Origin of the sequence: Streptomyces sp. NPDC006733, from assembly GCF_040636125.1 — a bacterium.
GTDB lineage: Bacteria > Actinomycetota > Actinomycetes > Streptomycetales > Streptomycetaceae > Actinacidiphila.
On record NZ_JBEYJD010000046.1, the window covers coordinates 1 to 16,675 of the forward strand.

15 protein-coding genes are annotated in these 16,675 nt (G+C 69.6%); 9 read left to right on the forward strand and 6 right to left on the reverse strand.

The window, feature by feature from the left end; translation table 11 throughout:
* Window positions 1–373: 373 nt before the first annotated feature.
* The 4 genes from ABZ721_RS32185 to ABZ721_RS32200 form a co-directional block, all read right to left on the reverse strand.
* Window positions 374–1,099, reverse strand: coding sequence for a hypothetical protein (locus ABZ721_RS32185; RefSeq protein ID WP_358792300.1), 726 nt, complete (start codon window positions 1,097–1,099; stop codon window positions 374–376).
* On the reverse strand, window positions 1,096–1,557 hold the full coding sequence (locus ABZ721_RS32190) for a hypothetical protein (protein ID WP_358792301.1): 462 nt from the start codon (window positions 1,555–1,557) through the stop codon (window positions 1,096–1,098). The genes ABZ721_RS32185 and ABZ721_RS32190 overlap by 4 nt, the downstream gene beginning before the upstream one ends.
* 264 nt (window positions 1,558–1,821) lie before the next feature.
* The gene (locus ABZ721_RS32195; RefSeq protein WP_358792358.1) at window positions 1,822–2,127 is read right to left on the reverse strand and encodes a hypothetical protein; all 306 of its coding nucleotides are present in this window, start codon (window positions 2,125–2,127) and stop codon (window positions 1,822–1,824) included.
* Window positions 2,018–2,635 carry a DUF3846 domain-containing protein gene (locus tag ABZ721_RS32200; protein WP_358792355.1) on the reverse strand — a complete coding sequence of 206 codons (618 nt, stop codon included), beginning with the start codon at window positions 2,633–2,635 and terminating at the stop codon, window positions 2,018–2,020. The genes ABZ721_RS32195 and ABZ721_RS32200 overlap by 110 nt, the downstream gene beginning before the upstream one ends.
* A gap of 261 nt (window positions 2,636–2,896) precedes the next feature.
* On the opposite strand from ABZ721_RS32200, the gene ABZ721_RS32205 reads away from it, so the two are divergent.
* Window positions 2,897–4,065, forward strand: a protein-coding gene (locus ABZ721_RS32205) for an IS3 family transposase (protein ID WP_358792302.1) whose coding sequence is annotated in 2 segments (ribosomal slippage) — window positions 2,897–3,149 and window positions 3,149–4,065 — 1,170 coding nt in all. Because the reading frame shifts where the segments join, the coding sequence is not laid out codon by codon here.
* Window positions 4,066–5,054: 989 nt separating this feature from the next.
* Here the strand turns inward: ABZ721_RS32205 and ABZ721_RS32210 are convergent.
* Together ABZ721_RS32210 and ABZ721_RS32215 are read right to left on the reverse strand one after the other, a co-directional pair.
* Complete coding sequence (locus tag ABZ721_RS32210; protein WP_358792303.1) at window positions 5,055–6,122, reverse strand: DUF6292 family protein; 1,068 nt, start codon at window positions 6,120–6,122, stop codon at window positions 5,055–5,057.
* Window positions 6,123–6,186: 64 nt separating this feature from the next.
* Window positions 6,187–6,576, reverse strand: a complete 390-nt coding sequence (locus tag ABZ721_RS32215) for a hypothetical protein (protein WP_358792304.1) — start codon at window positions 6,574–6,576, stop codon at window positions 6,187–6,189.
* Window positions 6,577–7,274: 698 nt separating this feature from the next.
* Here ABZ721_RS32215 and ABZ721_RS32220 point away from each other — a divergent pair.
* From ABZ721_RS32220 to ABZ721_RS32255, 8 genes are all read left to right on the forward strand, one after another.
* The gene (locus ABZ721_RS32220) at window positions 7,275–8,147 is read left to right on the forward strand and encodes a hypothetical protein (RefSeq protein ID WP_358792305.1); all 873 of its coding nucleotides are present in this window, start codon (window positions 7,275–7,277) and stop codon (window positions 8,145–8,147) included.
* A 137-nt stretch (window positions 8,148–8,284) separates the two neighbouring features.
* A complete protein-coding gene (locus tag ABZ721_RS32225) occupies window positions 8,285–8,524 on the forward strand; it encodes a hypothetical protein (protein ID WP_358792306.1) in 240 nt (79 codons plus the stop codon).
* Entirely contained in the window at window positions 8,521–9,621 is a 1,101-nt protein-coding gene (locus ABZ721_RS32230) for a conjugal transfer protein (RefSeq protein WP_358792307.1), read from the forward strand. The genes ABZ721_RS32225 and ABZ721_RS32230 overlap by 4 nt, the downstream gene beginning before the upstream one ends.
* A gap of 35 nt (window positions 9,622–9,656) precedes the next feature.
* Entirely contained in the window at window positions 9,657–9,977 is a 321-nt protein-coding gene (locus tag ABZ721_RS32235) for a hypothetical protein (protein ID WP_358792308.1), read from the forward strand.
* Window positions 9,974–10,561: a hypothetical protein gene (locus ABZ721_RS32240; RefSeq protein ID WP_358792309.1), complete on the forward strand. Its 588-nt coding sequence runs from the start codon at window positions 9,974–9,976 to the stop codon at window positions 10,559–10,561. Before ABZ721_RS32235 ends, ABZ721_RS32240 begins: the two co-directional genes overlap by 4 nt.
* Complete coding sequence (locus ABZ721_RS32245) at window positions 10,558–13,104, forward strand: ATP-binding protein (protein WP_358792310.1); 2,547 nt, start codon at window positions 10,558–10,560, stop codon at window positions 13,102–13,104. The genes ABZ721_RS32240 and ABZ721_RS32245 overlap by 4 nt, the downstream gene beginning before the upstream one ends.
* Window positions 13,101–15,434 carry a hypothetical protein gene (locus ABZ721_RS32250; RefSeq protein WP_358792311.1) on the forward strand — a complete coding sequence of 778 codons (2,334 nt, stop codon included), beginning with the start codon at window positions 13,101–13,103 and terminating at the stop codon, window positions 15,432–15,434. Before ABZ721_RS32245 ends, ABZ721_RS32250 begins: the two co-directional genes overlap by 4 nt.
* Window positions 15,431–16,528: an NlpC/P60 family protein gene (locus ABZ721_RS32255; protein ID WP_358792312.1), complete on the forward strand. Its 1,098-nt coding sequence runs from the start codon at window positions 15,431–15,433 to the stop codon at window positions 16,526–16,528. Before ABZ721_RS32250 ends, ABZ721_RS32255 begins: the two co-directional genes overlap by 4 nt.
* Window positions 16,529–16,675: the final 147 nt, after the last annotated feature.

Below are 16,675 nucleotides of genomic sequence, written 5' to 3' on the forward strand. Positions count from 1 at the left end.
GCACCCCGGGAAGGTGTTCCGCGTCCGCGATCTGCACGAGCACCTTGGCCTGCCCACCGACGAGCCCTCGATCAACGTCACCCGCTCCCGCCTGGGACGACTCGTCCGCCAGGGATTCCTCACCCAGCCCGGACGAGGCCGATACCAGAAACGGACTTAACGTCCTCTCAGTACGAACCCGCCAGGCGGGCGCCAGGGGCCCGTGGAGGTTCCTGACGAAGGGAAGGGCGCGCCGCGTACTTCTTGATCCCGGAGTCGCACGGTCGCGCAGATGCGAGTCGTGGGCCGCGCCCCGCTGCGCACCGACCCGGCACGGCGGAAGGGGCGCGCTCTAGCCCGGGCCCGCGACAGCAGAGGGCCCGGGGACACACGGTTAGAGCCGCTGCTCCCTGGCGCGTAGGGCGCTCAGTGGCAGGGGCCGGCTGGTGCCGCCTCGGCGGTCGCGGAGGATGGCCACATCACCGAGCAGGTCGCGCAGCTCGTTCTCTTCGGACTCGGCTCGGGCGTACCGGTCGGGGAGGGTGGCCAGCAGATGTTTCCACTGGCGTTGTCCTGCTCGTACGCAGACACCCCCGCAGTTGTTGTGGGAGAAGCCGAGTTCGTAGAGCCGGGGCGGCGTGACGCCAAGGCGGCGCACTTCGGCGAGCAACTCTTCTTTGGTGGCGTCCGGGCCGTCGGCGAGAGGGAAGCGCACCGGCCAGGGCTGCCAATTGCGGACGATGGCAGGGATACGGCGGCGGTCGCGGTCGTTGGGTTCGATGCCGACGTATGCGATGGAGTCGTCCGCCGGCGCGTGCTGTTCCATCCAGCGGCGGCACGGCTTCTGCTTGAGGATGGTCGTGCAGGGCGCCAGTCGGTCGTTTCCCAGGAAGCGCTGGTCCCGGAAGACCTCCCAGGGGTTGCGGCCGTCGCGGACGATGGTCAGCGGCACTCCCAGGAAGGCGGCTGCGTCATCCGAGAAGCGCCATAGGTCCTCGTCCTCGGCGCGGGTGTCGGCGATCAAGAGCGTCATGTCAGCGGTGCCGTACTCCTCCGCGACACGGACTGCGACCAGGAAGGATCCGACTCCGCCCGAGAACTGGATGACGTGGCTGGTCATGCGCTCGCTCCCAGGTCGTGCAGCTCGATGCGGCGCGCGTAGCGGATGAGGTTGACCTCGAACAGGCGCAGCGTGGACAGGTCAATGTGGCCCTGCTGCGTCGCGATCAGCCACGCATGGTGCCTGCGGACGCAGTCGCCGGTAGGCAGCACGGCCGGGCCGCGATCGAAGCGGAAGAAGCGCTCCGCCGTGTGCGCACCCTCGGGCAGCTCCGGCGGTGTGGTGGCCTGGCCGGGCCCGGGAAGGTCGTCGTACGTGATGACGCGCTCGGTGCGGTCGATGATGTGCTCGGTCAGCTCCACCCGGTCAACGAAGGGCCTCTCGTCCCAGTAGCCGTACCAGCGAGAGGCGGCGTCGGCCGTCTCCAGAGACGCAGAGGTACACACCGGTCGGCCGCTGCGGTCGCGGGCTTCGCCGGTCCACCAGGCCTTGCGTGTCGCAGTATCGACAGAGCTCATGATTCCTCATTTCTCGTGCGGTGTTCTCGGTTGGGGTGGCTGCCACTGCCACCCCCTGTTGCTTTCGCGCTGGCCCGGCAGCCCGGGCCAGCGCGACCGGTCAAACGGCGTGCGGCGCGGCGCTCCTGTTCGTAGGTGCGTTCTCCGCCGCTGCTTCGGGTGCCCGCTGGCTCGCCTGGGCGTGGTCGGCTGATGATCGGGCCACCCGATTCCTCGCCCCGGCCGGGGCTGGCCCTGTCCCGCCCCAACGGCGGCGGGGCAGGGTCAACCCCAGGTGATGCACAGACCTTGGACCTGCGCGTATTCGGCGAGCTCACGCAGCTCATGCAGCCGCGATTCGGTGTAGCCCTGGGGCCGACCGCAGTCGGTGAAGCGCCCGTCCGCGATGGCCGGGCGTCCGGCGTCCTCGGGGTCGAGCGCAAGCGCGATCAGAACTCTGCCCAGGAAGAGCCGAGCATCCTCATCGCCACACAGCTCGGAGTAGCCGAGGGCATCCAGCACTCGGGCGGCGTTGGAGTTCGTCATGTTGACCGGCTCTCCGGCGAGTTCGGCAGTGAAGGTGACCGACATGGTGAGCACCTCTCGGAGGGTGGGTGGGGTTGCCAGACGGGGCCGCGCTGGGCCGGAACGGCCGTGAGACCGTTCCGGCCGGGGGATCAGAGTTCGTCGAGGCTGGTGAGCAGCCCGAGGAGCCCGTCCTGAGCGGCACCGTTTCGCCTTCGGAGTCAGCTCCACCGGTCAGCAACACGGGACCGTGGTACTCCTGCCACGTAAAGCCGAAACGCATAGCCAGGAGGGTCGCTACCTTGTTGACCGGGTGGTTGTAAATCCCCTCGTCGTCCAGCCACATGTCCAGCCGGTCCGTCAGCGCCACCACATCCACGCGCTCGCAGCGGATCACGGCCCGCATGACCACCAATCGGTCGTCCGGGCCGGGCAGGTCGATCGGGATGATGTCCGCTTCGGGGGTGATGAGCAAGGCGCCGGGTGTGCGGTTCATGGATGACTCCCTTTTCGCGGGTGTGTGTTCGGTGTTGGGCGACTGCCACCGCCGACCAACAAGACAACTATATCCCATATGAATCACCGAGTAAAGCGAAACGCTTGCCCAAGCCGCTTTTGCTGACACCTATTTCGCTCACTCGTAGCGCGAATGAAGCGCGCCATAGGCTGCAACTCGCCCTCAATACGAAACCGTGGGCGGATGCGCCGATACATTCCACTCACACTCGCCGCAGTACTGCTTATGGCGGGCTGCGCCTCAGTAGCTCTGAGGGGCCCCGAGGTTCTCGGACAGCGGTCCGTATAAGATCGCAGTTCGAAACGTTGGAGAGAGAACGTGGCACAAAGCCGTAGGAAATTTAGCCCTGAATTCAGGGACGAGGCGGTCAAGATGGTCGTGGTGGAGTCCAGACCGATCGCTGAGGTCGCCCGCGATATTCAGGTCAACGAGGGAACTCTAGGAACCTGGGTCAGCCGCTACCGCCAGGAGCACGTCGGCGAGGAGCCACCCTTGAACATCAGTGAACGCGCTCGTTTGCGCGAGCTAGAACGCGAGAACCGAGAACTCAGATTGAAGACTGAATTCCTGGGAAAAGCGGCGGCCTTCTTCGCCCAGGAATACCGGTGACGGAGAAGTACGAGTTCATCGACGGCGAGGCCGGCACATATCCCGTGCGATCGATGTGCATCTGGGCGGGTGTCTCCACATCAGGCTTTTACCACTGGCGGTCGCGGCCCGTCTCGGCCACCGCCGAGCGGCGCGCAGGGCTCAAGTCCATCATCCGTCAGGTCTTCCACGACTCCCACGAGACCTACGGCCACCGGCGCGTCCATGCGATGCTCCAGCGGATGAACGTGCAGGCCGGACCGGAGCTGGTCCGGCTACTGATGCGGGAGCTGGGCCTCGTTGCGTGCCAGCCGCGGCCCTGGCGGCTCACCACCGTGGCCGACGAGTCCGCACCGTCGACCCCCGACCTGCTGACCCGCGACTTCACCGCTGAGGCACCCGGCCGTAAACTCGTCAGCGATATAACCTACGTCCACACCTGGGCTGGCTTCCTCTATCTAGCGACCATCATCGACTGCCACACCAAAGCAGTCGTCGGCTGGTCCATGGCTGACCATATGAAGAGCTCCCTCATCGCGGACGCACTCGACATGGCGAACCGGAACCTGGATCTCGCCGACGACTGCATATTCCACTCGGATCGCGGAAGTCAGTACACTTCCCAGGAACTTCGCAGCAAACTACGCTCCTTGGGAATGCGGGCATCCGTCGGCCGCACGGGCGTCTGCTGGGATAATGCCATGGCCGAATCGTTTTTCGGTGCCCTGAAGAACGAACTCGTTCACCGCACTGCGTTCCCGACGCGCGCGCACGCCCAACGCGCGATCGTCCGCTACATCGAAGTGTTCTACAACCGTCAACGCCTCCACTCGGGGCTCGGCTACAGGACCCCCTCAGAGGTCCAAGCCGACTATGAGCAACGGCAATTCGCAGCATAGAAGCCCATCAAACCGCTGTCCGAGAAGCACAAGGCCCCTCACTCCCTTGAACACGAAGACGGGCCGCGACCTTGATCCGGCAGGCCGCCCCTCTCCTGCCGCTACGGCGACCTGGCCGAAGCCGGTACCGGCTCCCCTTCACGCGGAGCTCGCGATGGTCGGCCCCGGTAGCGCGTCGCCCGTTGATGTGAGCTCCGTTGAGGCGACCTCCGGTGGGCCAGCCGATCACGCGCGTCCCATCGCGTCCGGCACGCGCCCGTACCGAGGCACGATGAAGGGCCCGGGCCGTCCGGCGCGCCGCCCGGTCCAGGCTGCTCCTCGGTCGCAGTCGCGGCGCGGGACGGCGACCCGGCCGAACGTCACCTACGACAGCGGAATCGTCTGCTCCTGGGCAAAGAGCAGCGGCTTGGATCCCGCTGTCGTCAGCGCCTGTCGCCAGCAGCTCGGTCATCGCTGACACGAGGATCAGTTCTTCATCCGCGACTGCCGTTCGCACGGCGGCCCCTCCCGGTTCCGAAGGCCCGGATGGGCCCGGCCGGCGCCGACGGCGAGGAGCGGCAGAGCAGGACGTAGGACAGGAAGTAGGAATGGCTGTATTGACTTCTGTGCTGAGCACCGCTCGCCCGGCGGGGAGGGAAGCAGATTCCTCTCCCGGGTATACCGGGAAGAGGTGTCAATCTGGGAAGGGCGGTTGCACTCACCCGGTGACCTGCGCAAACGCGGAGGCGCCGAGTCAGGCGGCGAAACCTGCCGCGAAACCCCGTACGAAACCTCCTACGAAACCTCGTACGAAACCTGCCGCGAAACCTGCCGCGAAACCAGGTGGTCGCCCTGGTCGGCAGCGTTGCACCGCCGTTGAATGGCCCCGTCGTGGCTGCCGAGCGCACGGGTGATGGGTGTTCCTGAAGTGCAGCGCTCGCGTGCGATCCAGGATCCGAGCCGGTCGCGGAGCGGCGAAGCGCATTCAGTTGGCAGGAGGCTGGCGTTCCTCATCCTGCGGAGGGCTTGGGCCGCTTGGAGCCCTTGCGTCCGTCAGCAAGTGCTTCTAGCAGTTCGGCCGGCTCCGGCCTCGGGCTGCTGCTGAGGTAGCGGATCCCTTCCCCCTCGGGTGCCGTTCCGGATTCCTTGCCGAGCGGGTGGCGTCGGCTGTTGGCCGTTCGCCACCCGTAGCGCTCGTCCCAGACCAGCGCTGGTGCGGGCTGAGCCGCGGTGAGCGGGACGGCGGCCGCCAGGTGCTCGCCGGGCAGCTGCTGTACCTCGACCTCCATCGGTTCCGCGACGCCGGCCTCGGCCAGCGCATCAGCAACACGCTGCAGGTACGGATGTGCCTGCCGGGCGCGCTGCTCGGCCACCGTGACGGCCAGCGCGCGCCGGCGGGCGACGACCGGGTAGCCGAGGTGTTCGGCTGCTTCCTCGGCGGTGAGCTGTGGTTCGGCCTCGAGGAGGTCGGCGATGCGCCGGCCGCGCAGTTGCGCCAGGCCGCTCATGGCGGTGGTCGAGGCGACCTTCAGCTCGTCGACGACTGCGGCCGCGGTGACGGCCGGGTCCAGGTCGAGCAGCTCGGCGATGCGCGGCAGGATCTCTTCGCGCGGGACCATGTCGCCGCTGCCCTTGGGCCGGCCGGAGGTGGGCGACTGGCCCTTGCCCGGTCGGGCGGCCTTGAAGGCGCGGACCACGCTGCGCGGCCAGTGCTCCGTGCCTTCCTCGCCTGCCGTGCTCGCTGGGATCCGGACGACGTGCTCGGCCAGCTTCGATTCGTGCTTGTACTTGTTCCAGCTGGCCGGTGACACCCCGAGCTCGGCTGCTGCCTCGTGACGGTCCAGCAGGTCCTCGTCGCTGTCCACGGCCGGGAGCTGCGGGATGGGCTTGCCGGCGTAGAAGGCTTTGGTCTGCTCGCTGTCCCACAGCAGCGCCCGCGACTTCGGGGAGCTGATCGGGGCAGGGTGGCCTTCCTGGGCGTGGGGCTTCTTGTTGCGGAAGGTGCCCAGGGGCATGCCGAGCGCTGAGGCCAGGTCGGCCATGGTCTGGGCGTACTTGCGGCGGCCGGCGCGAATCATCTGGGGGCTTCTCCATCACAGGGCGGGCGGGGCGCCGTTGTCGGCGTCCCGCCCGGGTCGGGTGTTACGTGGTTGAGGGGTTCGGTACGCAGTTCGGGAGGCAGAGCTCGTTCGGGTCGGCGCCGCATCCCTCGCAGCCGCGGGTGGCTGCGTCGATGAGCGGCTGGAGGTACAGGAGGACTCCCCCGACATGGGTCAGCGGGACCAGGTCGTCGGCGGTGATGACGTACAGGGCGTGCGGGGTGTGGCCCGTGGTGTGCACGCGGATGCCGGCCCGCTCCGGGCCGCTGGCGAGAGTCGGCAGTACGAGGTCCCGGCCGTCGCGCTCCACGATGACGCCGGCGTCGACCAGCGCGGCGGCGAGCTGGTCGAGTTCGGCCGTGGCGGCCGCGGCGGTGGTCGGCCAGGCCAGTCGGGCTCGGTGATCTCTCGCCCAGGCGGCGGCGTGGCCCACGACAGTGCCTCGATTTCCCGGACTCGGTCCTTGAGGTCGTGCTGGGTGCGGTAGACGGGCATGCGGGTCTCCTTGCGGTGGGGCGTTTTCGGTGGTGGTGCGCTGCCACAACGCTCCATCGAAAAAACAATACCCCTCTTACGTCATTCACAGCAAGGATGCACGTATCCAGCACCGTGTCGGGCGGCTAGACTCGCGGACGAGACCGCCTCTCGGGTTCTCCCGCGGAGTGTGTGTTTTCGGTTGGCCGGCGCCCTTGCCACCCGCTTCGGCGGAAGTGGGCGCCGGCCGCTTACGTTTCCTGCCAGGCCCGCTCTCCTCGGAGTCCGGCTCCGCCGACACTCCCTTTCCACAGGCGATGCTGCCGTGGTGACTGCCGCCTTGGCAGGCGAACCCCCGCCGGATGGCCGGCCCTGGGCATCAACGACCCATTCTTCGTTCCGCAGCAAAGCCAGCCGCCAAGTCGAGCCCGTTCCCTAGTGCCAGCGGCAGCGGTGGTCGACGTGCACGCCCCCCGTTCTGGAGTCCCCCCTTCCTGTTAATGCGAGTGCAACCGCCTGCCCGGTTGCACTCGGCTCGTCCGAGCGGGTGATTTCAAAGTGCAACCGGTTGACCTGCAAAAACGGCGATTTTTGCAAGGAAGAGTGCAAGGGGTGGTGAGGAGAGTTCACGGCACCTAGACCGAAAGGGGCCGTGCCGTGACCAGCCACATCGTCGACTCCGTCGACCATCTGAACGCCGAGTGGTCGGTACTGTCCGCCGATTCCTCAAAGGCGGCGGCGGTGGCCGGCTGGCTCGTCGACGCAGGTGTCTTCACGCCCGACGAGGCGCCGACTGACCTCCGCACGCTGCTGAAAGAACTGAACCTCCGCGACCGCGTTCTCGGACGCGACCACACCGATTGGTGGATGGGCGCGCTGCTGCAGCACGCGATCGGCCCCGGTGAGACAGGGCGGTTGGCAGCTCGGGTGGTCATGCAGGCGATGTTGCCCGGAGCGGTCAAAACTGCGCGCCGGATGCAGAAGTTCGACCGCCCCTACGCCGAGGTCACCCACATCGTTGTCGCCTCACTGTTCGAAGTGGTGCGGCACTATCCGCTACACCGAAGGCCGGTCAAGATCGCAGCGAATCTGCTGATGGACACCGTACGGATCTCCTGCCGAGAGCTGCGGTGGGACGGGCCGTGGCTCCCGGGCAGCAGCCAAGCGCCGCTGGACGACGCGCGCCATTTGAGCGAGGACACCAACCAGGAACCGGAGCAGTGGGCGCTGCGCAGCGAGTTGGCTGCAGCCGCAGCGACCAGTGGCCTGCCGGGGCTGGAGTGCACCGCGGAGGACTTGGTCGGGTCCCGTCGCGACGTGGTCGATCTGCTGCTGTGGGCGTTGTCGGAGCGGGTCGTGGGTCCCGGCGGCGTCGCCGCCATCAGCGACCAATACCAGGGCGCGGTGGTGCCGGACGAGCTGGCGGCCCGAAGGGCGGGCGTGCGCCCTGCGGCATGGCGCCAACGCCGATCGCGCGCGGTGAGCCAGTTGCGGCAGTCGGCAGGGATCTGGCTGGAGCAGACCGCATGAACACCCGGGTGCCGCAGGACGGCGGCCGGGACGTGCAGACGCCTGGTGGCGGATTAGCCGACGCCAGGACACATCACACAGGAGAGGCGGCCGGGGTGGCTACAGGGTCGGAACAAGATCGGGACGGGAAGCAGGGCGTGCCGACGGAACAAGAGCGACAGCTGGTGGCAGCCCGCAAGCTCGCGACACGAGCGGCGGTGGCGCTGGTGCGCGAGCCGTTCGCGCCGGACACGGTCACCGCGGTGCAGGCGTATCTGGCTGATGCCGGGCAGGCCCTGGCTTCCTACGCGCAGTTGCAGATGCTGCCGTCCGAGGTCGTGCGGGCGCGGATCGCGGAACTGACCCGGGGCGGCCGGAGCGGGGAGGCCTGCTCATGAGCCGGCGGTGGCGGCGCAGCGAGCGCGCGGTCGACCCCGAGTGGGCCGATGAGGGAGTGGTTGGGGAGGCCGAGTGGGACGCGTCGCCGGTGGTCGGCGGCTGGTCGATGACCAGCGGTGCGGCCGCGAACCGGGCCGCGCTGGCACGGTGGGCGGCCTGGGCCGTGATCGTGGCCGGTCCGCTGCTCGGTGTCGGAGCGCTGTTGGCCATTCCCGCATCGGCTGGCAGCACCGTGCCCTCGGCAGCGGTGCAGCCCAGTGCGCCGGCTCCGGCGGGGACGGGCCCAGCGGGGTTCGCCGAACTGTTCGTCACGCAGTACGTATCCGCCGGCGAGGGCGACCAGTCGGCGTTGGCAGCCTTTTGGCCCGGCGCCCGGTCGGTGACCTTCGAAGGGGCGCCAGGCCGTCGGCAGGTGACCCAGATCGCGACCGTCAGGACAATTCCGCTGAGTGGCGGCCTGTGGTCGGTGACCGTCGGCGCGCGGGTGATCGAGCCCGATGCTCACCCGGCCTCCACCTCGGACGCTGCTGCCCCACGGGCTGCGGCGGGTCCCGAGGTGCGGTACTTCCAGGTCGCTCTCGCCTCCAGCGGGGAGTCAGCGGCGGGAGTGCCGTTCGGCTACGCGGCGCTGGCCGCCCCGGCCGAGGTCGCCGCTCCCGGGCAAGCCGCGGCCCCGCAGCTGGAGTACGGGGTGATGAAGTCCGCGGCCGCCACGGACGTGCGGGTGCAGACCGTCGGCCAGTTCCTGACCGCCTATCTGGCTGGCGGTGATCTGACGCGCTTCCTCACTCCGGGGGTGCAGATGACCGGCATCACCCCGGCTCCGTACACCGCGGTGGCTGTCGACCAGGTCGCCGCCGCCGGTCTCGGGTCCGATGCCGACACGGCTGGATCGCGCGTGCCGGACGACGGCACCCGGCAGGACGTGCTGGTGACGGTGCGGGCCACCGGCGGCGACGGCATCCGCACGCCGTTGTCCTACGCGCTGAGCCTGACCGCGCGGGCCGGCCGCTGGGAGATCACCGCGCTGAACGCCGCCCCCGTCCCTGCACTGGCCCCGGTCCCCACAACTGTTCCGTCCTCCTCGGCACGCTGACCGCGCGCCGCCCCTTTGAGAAAGCGAGCACACCGATGCATACCCTCCCCCAGACATTGGCCACCGGTTGGATCGAAACCGGCACCAACCTCGGGACCGAGTTCAAGACATTCCTGCTCTACATCGTCATTCCGATCATCGCGCTGATCGGCGTGATCCTCACGTGGTGGAAGACGCATTCCACCCCGGCCGCCATCGTCGCGCTCATCATGGGCTGCGCCGTGTGGTGGGGCGCCCTCCACATGGACATGCTGCGCGACAAGACCGGTGATGACATCAACCGCTCCAACACCGTCAGCACCACCTCCGGCGCAGGCACCGCCAACAGCGGCCCGCTGGGCACAGGCGCACGATGAGCACCGCCACCACGACCAACGCCAGCGACGAGCTAGTCGGCCGCTGCTACACCGAGGCGCGCCGCTTCCCGCTGGCCGTCGGTCGCCTCGCATCGGGGGGCCGGATCCCAGGCGGCCCGTACACCATGACGCAGCTGGCGGTCATGGTCGGGGGTTTCGTGTTGCTGGTGGTGACCCGCCCGCTGTGGGGCACCAACCCCCTGCTGGACGCGGCGGTCGTGGTGGCGGTCCCCTTCCCGGTGGGGTGGACGGTCGGCCGGGTGCAGATCGACCACCGCAACCCCCTGGCGGCACTGGTGAGTCTGGCCAGCCGCACCGCTGCGCCGGCAGCAGGCCGTCTGCACGGCCGGCCCTACCAGCAGCGCCCGCCCCGCCGTATCGCCCCGGTCGCCACCGTCGACTTCACCACGACGGCCCGGCCGGACGCTGGCGAACTGAGCGCGGAGCCGGAGCAGGCCGCCAGCACTGACGTCATTCCGCCTGCCCCCGCGCCCTCGGCGTCAGCCCCGGCGCCGGTGGTGTCTGGGGTTCAAGCCCTGCTCGCCCAACGGGCCGCACGCGCACGACAAGGAGCACGATCGTGAAACTCCCGATCCGGCACGTCGCCGGGAACGTCGCCTGGACGACGCACGGCACCGCCTGGGGGATCTGGCGGGTCAGCGCAGCAAACTACTCCCACTCCTCAGCCACCGCCAAGAAGACACGGCTGCGCACCATCGAAGCGTTCGTGAAGGCGCTCCCGACCGGGGGTGAGCCGATCCTGCTGTCGCTGTGCCCGCAGGTGGATCCGCGCAGCGTGGTGCGCGCCATGACGGCCGACGTCGATTTGGACCGCAGCCAGGAATACCAGGACCTCGCGGACCGGGTGCTGACCCAGCTGGAGAGCATGGAGCTGTCCGCGCGCACCGACTGGCTGGCCGTTCCGCTGCCGGCCGGAGGCCGCCTCCAGGCACTGGCTGATCTAGCCGATGCCACCCGGGCTGGGCTGGCGTTGACGCTCGGTCTGGTGCCCGCCGGGGTGAGCGCGAGCGAGCAGGATCGGCGTATCGCTCAGGCCGCTGCGCTGGCTGCGACCTGGCCGTCCGGGGTGGGTCTGCGGCCGGCCACCGAGGCGGAGATCTTGTGGATGTACGGGCATGCCGCCCGGCGCGGCACCGCGGGGCCGCTGCTGCCCGCGCCCGGCGATGAGCAGCCTGTCCTGGGCCGCGGCCGCGGGGTGGCCGCGCTAGCGGAAGTTCTGCTGGCCGAGGGAGGCCGCCCCCGGGACGAGGAGCCGAGCGGCCGGCGGATGCCTGGCAATCCCTTCGCCAACCGGCATCTGCAGGTGGCGACCGAGTGGGGCACCGCGTATCAGGCGCTGCTGGCGCTCGCGCAGATGCCCAAGCGTTTCGCGTTCCCCGGCAGCGAGTACCTGGCAAGCCTGGACGAGTTCGACTTCCCCATCGACTGGACGTGCCGGCTGGCGATCTCGTCCGGGGCGACCGCCCTGCGGCGGACCAAGCAGCGCGCCCGCAACGTCGCCCACCAGGACAAGGAGTACGAGCACGAGCCAACGGGGGTGCCGCCCACGCAGGTGGAGGCGGTGGCTGATCTGGCGGAGAACCGGGAGCGGCTGGCCTCATCCCACACGGAGGTCGACATCCGGTCCATGGTCACGCTGTGCGTGTGGGGGCCGACCCCTGCCGAGGCGCACGCGCGTGCGGAAGCCGTCCAGCACCACTTCGGGGGCGCCGACTACACCTTGGCCCGTCCTGTCGGCGAGCAGGAGAACCTTTGGTACGCCATGCTGCCCGGCACCCGCGCCCCCAAGGTATTGGCGTCGTATGCGCAGTACCTGCTGGCGCGGGACTGGGCCATGGCGATGCCGTGGTGCGGGGCCCAGCTCGGCGACGACAGCGGCCCCCTGTACGGGGTGCAGCTCACCGGCGGCGGCGAACGGCCCGTCCTGGTCGACTTCAGCCGCGGCCCGGCCGAGAACGCTTCCGCCTGCGCGGCGTTCATCGGGGAGCTCGGCGCCGGCAAGTCGGTCGCCTTGAAGACCGCCATGTTCTCGGTGCTCGCTGCCGGGCGCCGGGTGAACTGGCCGGGATCCCGGGGCCGGGTCGTGGTCGTGGACCGCACCGAGGACCGCGAATGGGAGCGGTTCGCGCGGGCCTGCCCCGGCACCACCCAGGTCATCACCGTCGACGACTCCGCGGAGATCTCCCTCGACCCGCTGCGGATCTTCGCCCCCGAACAGCGCTCGAGACGGACGAAGAGCTTCCTGACGCTGCTGCTCGGCATCAAGCCCATGGACATCGAGGGCGTCGTCCTGACCGAAGCCATCAAGGCCGTGCTGTCCCGCGACGGGGCAAGCATGCAGGCCCTGACCACCGAACTCGCCACACGCGGTGCCCACGATGCGACGGCCAGCATGCTGGCCCGCAAGCTCGCGGCCGCCGCCGAGGAGGACCTGGCCCGGGTCATCTTCGACCCATCGCTCCCGCCGGTCGCCACCGTCACCGCGGACAGCGTGGTCTTCTCCGTCAGCTCCCTGCAGCTGCCCAAGAAGAGCGAGCTGGAGAGCGAATTCCGCATGGAGCGCATGGAGACCGAGAAGATCATCGGCCGCGCTCTGATGTACCTCGTCGCTGCGTTGTGCCGCGAGATCACCTTCGGGTCGAAGGACGAATTCGCGGTCAGCGTCTGGGATGAATGCTGGTGGCTGACCTCCTCCCCCGAGGGCCAGGAACTGCTCCTGGAGCAGCTGCGCGACGGCCGCAAGCACCGTGCCGGGGCGCTGCTGGGTACCCACGACTCCTACGACATCGGCCCGGCGGACAGTCATCTCGGCGCGGTCCTGCGCGGTCTGATCCCGCACCGGTTCTTGTTCCGGCAGACCGACGAGACCCTCGCCGTGCGGGGCCTCGAGTTTTTGGGCCTGGACTCCGCCGACCGGAACTTGGTCGACCTGGTCACGACGGGCCTGTCCCCGATGGACCTGTCCGCTGAGGAGAAGGCGGTGCGAGCCGGCGAGTGCCTGTATCGGGACCTCAACAAGAGGGTCGGGACCATGCGCGTGCTCCTGCCGGCGGACCCCAAGGCGGCGGCGCAAATCCACTCCACCCCCGGCCGGAGCGCCGCATGATCCGCCGACTGCGGGCAGCGACCCGGGGCGCGTTCGGCCGGCGACAGATCGGCGTACTGCTCGCCCTGGCCGCGCTCACCGCCGTGCTGTGGACCGCCGGCAACGCCCACGCCGACCCACCCGTGCCCCGCCCGACCGTCAGTCCCACCACCCCAGCACCGACAACAGCACCGACCACGCCGGCGGCCGGGCCGACGGCCGGCAGCACCACGCCTCCCGTCGACGGATCCGGCGCCGGCGGGGGCGGCGGTCTCCCCCGTATCAGCGACCAGGACATCACCAAGCGCCTGCAGCAGGCCCAGAACATGAGTGAAGCGTTCTCGACCGCGACCCAGCGGGTGCTGATGGACCAGGCCACAGAGCAGCTGCGCAAAGAGCTGCCCGACGAGGGCGGCGTCCTAGGCGTCTTCAACACCACCGACCAGTACGGGGTCCCGATCCAGGTCTACACGATCAACCCGGACACCGGCGGTTGGTCCGACTGGTCCCTGAAGGTCTACGGCTTCCTGATCGAGATCTGCTTCGCGGCCACGAAGTGGATGATCGCCTTCGCATGCTGGCTGATCACCTGGGCGCTGAGCTTCGGCCTGGCGAAGATCCTCCTCAAACCGGTGCTGGCCATCGCGTCCAGCCTGCACTCCCAGGTCATCGTGGAACTCGGCCTGCCGGGCCTGTTCCTGGTAGTCGCAGCGACCGTGTGCGCGTGGCACATCATGGTCGGCGACCGGGTCCGCGGGGTCGGCGAAGCCGCACTCACCCTGGTCATCGCCGCGCTCTGCGCGACCGCGTTGGTCTCTCCCCCCGAGCAGCTCATGGGCGGCGAGAACGGCGGGATACTCGGGGCCGCCCAGGGATTCAGCCTGGAAGTGGCCGGCATCATCATCAACAGCGGCCACACCACCGGCACCCGCTCCCCGGTCTCCACCAACGACGTCAGCGCCCTGGCCCGGCCGATCAGCGACAGCCTGGTCGATGCCCTGATCGTGAAACCGGCCGAGCTCCTGCAGTACGGACGCACCTTCGACCGCGACTGCTCCAAGGCCTACGCCGAGGCGAAAATCCAGCAACTGGCGTGGGACCGGCAGGCCGACAGCAACATCCAGTGGATCAAGGACCACGACTCCCTCTCCCGCCTCACCGGGGCCCCCAGCCCCTTGGACCCGACGGGGATTCAGCAGTGGGGCACGGACCAGGTCGTCGGCATCGTCGGCGGGTGGGTCAAGGACCACTACGGCAAGCCCCCGATGGGCGCTTTCGAGGCCAAGTGCGTGCCTGGCGACGTCGCCTCCGCGAAGAAGGCCTCGGTCGACAAGCTCGCCGGCGCGCTGTTCGTCGCGCTGGCCGCGCTCATCGTCACCTTCTTCATCTGCCGCCTGGCCGGCAGTTTGCTGGCCGCGCAGTGCCGCATCGCGCTGGAAGCGATCCGCGGCGAGGGCGTCCTGGTCGCCGGCACCCTGCCGGGAGGTGGCCGCACCCTGCTGTGGCAGTGGTGCGCCAACCTGCTGAAGGTCTTCCAGACCCTGATCATGTCGGTGCTGCTGCTCGCGGTGTTCCTCGTCTTCATCACCACACTGCTGGACCCGTCCCTGGACGATGCGTTCCTCGGCAGCCTCGCCTTGCGGTTCCTTGTGCTGGACATCGTGTGCATCGCCGCCTTCGTCTACCGCAAGAAGGTCGCCACCGCGGCCCGGCGCGCTGCGGGTAATTTCCGTACCCGCATGGACGGCAACCGGGTCGGCGGCGCTGGCAAGGCGATCTTCCGGGCCGGCTACGGCGACGACTCCAGCCAGCGCAGCGGAGCCCTGGGGCGGGGCGCGCTCACCCTCGGGGCACTGGCCATCAGCGGCGGCACCGCCACCACCCTGCGCGGCACCGGCGCCCGTCTCGCCCGCCGCCTGCACACGGCCCCCCGGCGCGGTCCTCGGCCCGTTCCCCGCCCACCGCAGCGGCGCCCCAACGGCCGCGGCCCGAACCACACACCGCCGGCGCAGCCGCAGCCTCAAGGGCCGCCGACGCAGGCCGGACCCTACCGCCCGGCCGCCCCGCAGCTGGTCATGCCACCGCAGCCCAACAACCAGCCGCAGCCCACCACACCTCCTCAGCCCACGTCGCCGCCTCAGCCCCGAACGCCACCGAGGCCGCGGCCGCGACCTCGCCCCGGACCGCTGCCGCTTCCGCGCCCCGGGCCACGCCGGGTGCCCGCACCCGTCCCTCCCTCCACCCCGCCGCCCAACTCCACCCGGCAGGCCGAGCTCCGCCGGCGGCTGGCGCGCCGCACCCCGCCCGGCGCGCCCGCGCTCCGGCCCCGCCCGCGCGGTGGCAGCACGTGAGCCGCCGCACCTGGACGATCAGCGGAGGCGTCGCGCTCGCCTCGATCCTGGCGCTGTTCGGGGTCTTGGTGCTGTTCATCGCGATAGCCACCGGGACCGGCAACGCCGCCCTGCAGGCCGCCGCCCGTTCCCGCACCGCGCCGGTGGGAACGGGTGGCGGCACCCTCAAGCCCGGCAGCGTGCCGGCCGCCTATGAGCCGTGGGTCCTCCGTGCTGCCGCGGGCTGCCCCGGGCTGCCCGCCCCGGTTCTCGCCGCCCAGCTCCAGCAGGAAAGCGGGTTCAATCCAGCCGCCCGCTCCGAGGCCGGCGCGGAAGGTATCGCCCAGTTCATGCCCGGGACCTGGACCACCTGGAAGACCGACGCCAACGGGGACGGCGCCGCCAACGTCTGGGATCCCGCGGACGCCATCACCGCCCAGGGCACGTTCATGTGCAGCCTGCTCAAGCAGGCGACCGCCTCCGGCTACCCCGGGCAGCCGATCGAGTTGGCATTGGCCGGCTACAACGCGGGGTGGGGGGCCGTGCAGCGCTACCGGGGCGTTCCTCCGAAGGAGTTCGCGTCCGGTCAGACCTACCGTTACGTGCGCACGATCATGGCGGGCGCCGCACGGTACACCGCTGCCACCGGCGCCCAGCAGCTGCCCGCCGAGTACGCGCTGCCCGCGAACGCCCCCGCAAAGATCCGCATGGCCTTGGCCTGGGCCCTGCAGCAGCGGGGCGGTTGGTATCACCTGGGCGGCGACTGCACCCACGGTCTCGGCTCCGACCCGGCCCATCAGTGCGACTGCAGTTCCCTGGTCCAACAGGCTTACCACGCCGCCGGCGTGAACCTGCCGCGCACCACGTTCGACCAGGTCAACGCCGGTATCGCAGTCAGTCCCGATGCACCGCTCCCCGGTGACCTGGTGTTTTCCGCCGGTTCCGACGGCACCACCAGCAGCCCGGGACATGTCGGCCTCTACGTCGGGGGTGGCCAGCTCCTCGAGGCGCCCAGGACTGGACTGCAGACCCGTCTGGTCAGTTACGCCTCCTGGCGACAGTCCACCAGCAACATCACCCGGGTCGTGGCGGTCCGCCGGGTCGTGACGTGGTGAGCCCGACGTCACCGGCTCGCGGCCTCACCCCACCGCTTTCCCGCTATTTCCCGTCCCCGTGTCACATCCGGGGCCGCCCGCGCACTTCCCGTAGGTAGATGAGGTGGGATGGGCCCGCCTCACAGATCAGGAGGCCGCACATGTTCT

Bases quoted from the DNA above. Each gene is read 5' to 3' on its own strand.
- ABZ721_RS32185 (WP_358792300.1), bottom strand. From the start codon at position 1,099: ATGACCAGCCACGTCATCCAGTTCTCGGGCGGAGTCGGATCCTTCCTG.
- ABZ721_RS32190 (WP_358792301.1), bottom strand. From the start codon at position 1,557: ATGAGCTCTGTCGATACTGCGACACGCAAGGCCTGGTGGACCGGCGAA.
- ABZ721_RS32195 (WP_358792358.1), bottom strand. From the start codon at position 2,127: ATGTCGGTCACCTTCACTGCCGAACTCGCCGGAGAGCCGGTCAACATG.
- ABZ721_RS32200 (WP_358792355.1), bottom strand. From the start codon at position 2,635: ATGGGATATAGTTGTCTTGTTGGTCGGCGGTGGCAGTCGCCCAACACC.
- ABZ721_RS32210 (WP_358792303.1), bottom strand. From the start codon at position 6,122: ATGATTCGCGCCGGCCGCCGCAAGTACGCCCAGACCATGGCCGACCTG.
- ABZ721_RS32230 (WP_358792307.1), top strand. From the start codon at position 8,521: ATGAGCCGGCGGTGGCGGCGCAGCGAGCGCGCGGTCGACCCCGAGTGG.
- ABZ721_RS32235 (WP_358792308.1), top strand. From the start codon at position 9,657: ATGCATACCCTCCCCCAGACATTGGCCACCGGTTGGATCGAAACCGGC.
- ABZ721_RS32240 (WP_358792309.1), top strand. From the start codon at position 9,974: ATGAGCACCGCCACCACGACCAACGCCAGCGACGAGCTAGTCGGCCGC.
- ABZ721_RS32250 (WP_358792311.1), top strand. From the start codon at position 13,101: ATGATCCGCCGACTGCGGGCAGCGACCCGGGGCGCGTTCGGCCGGCGA.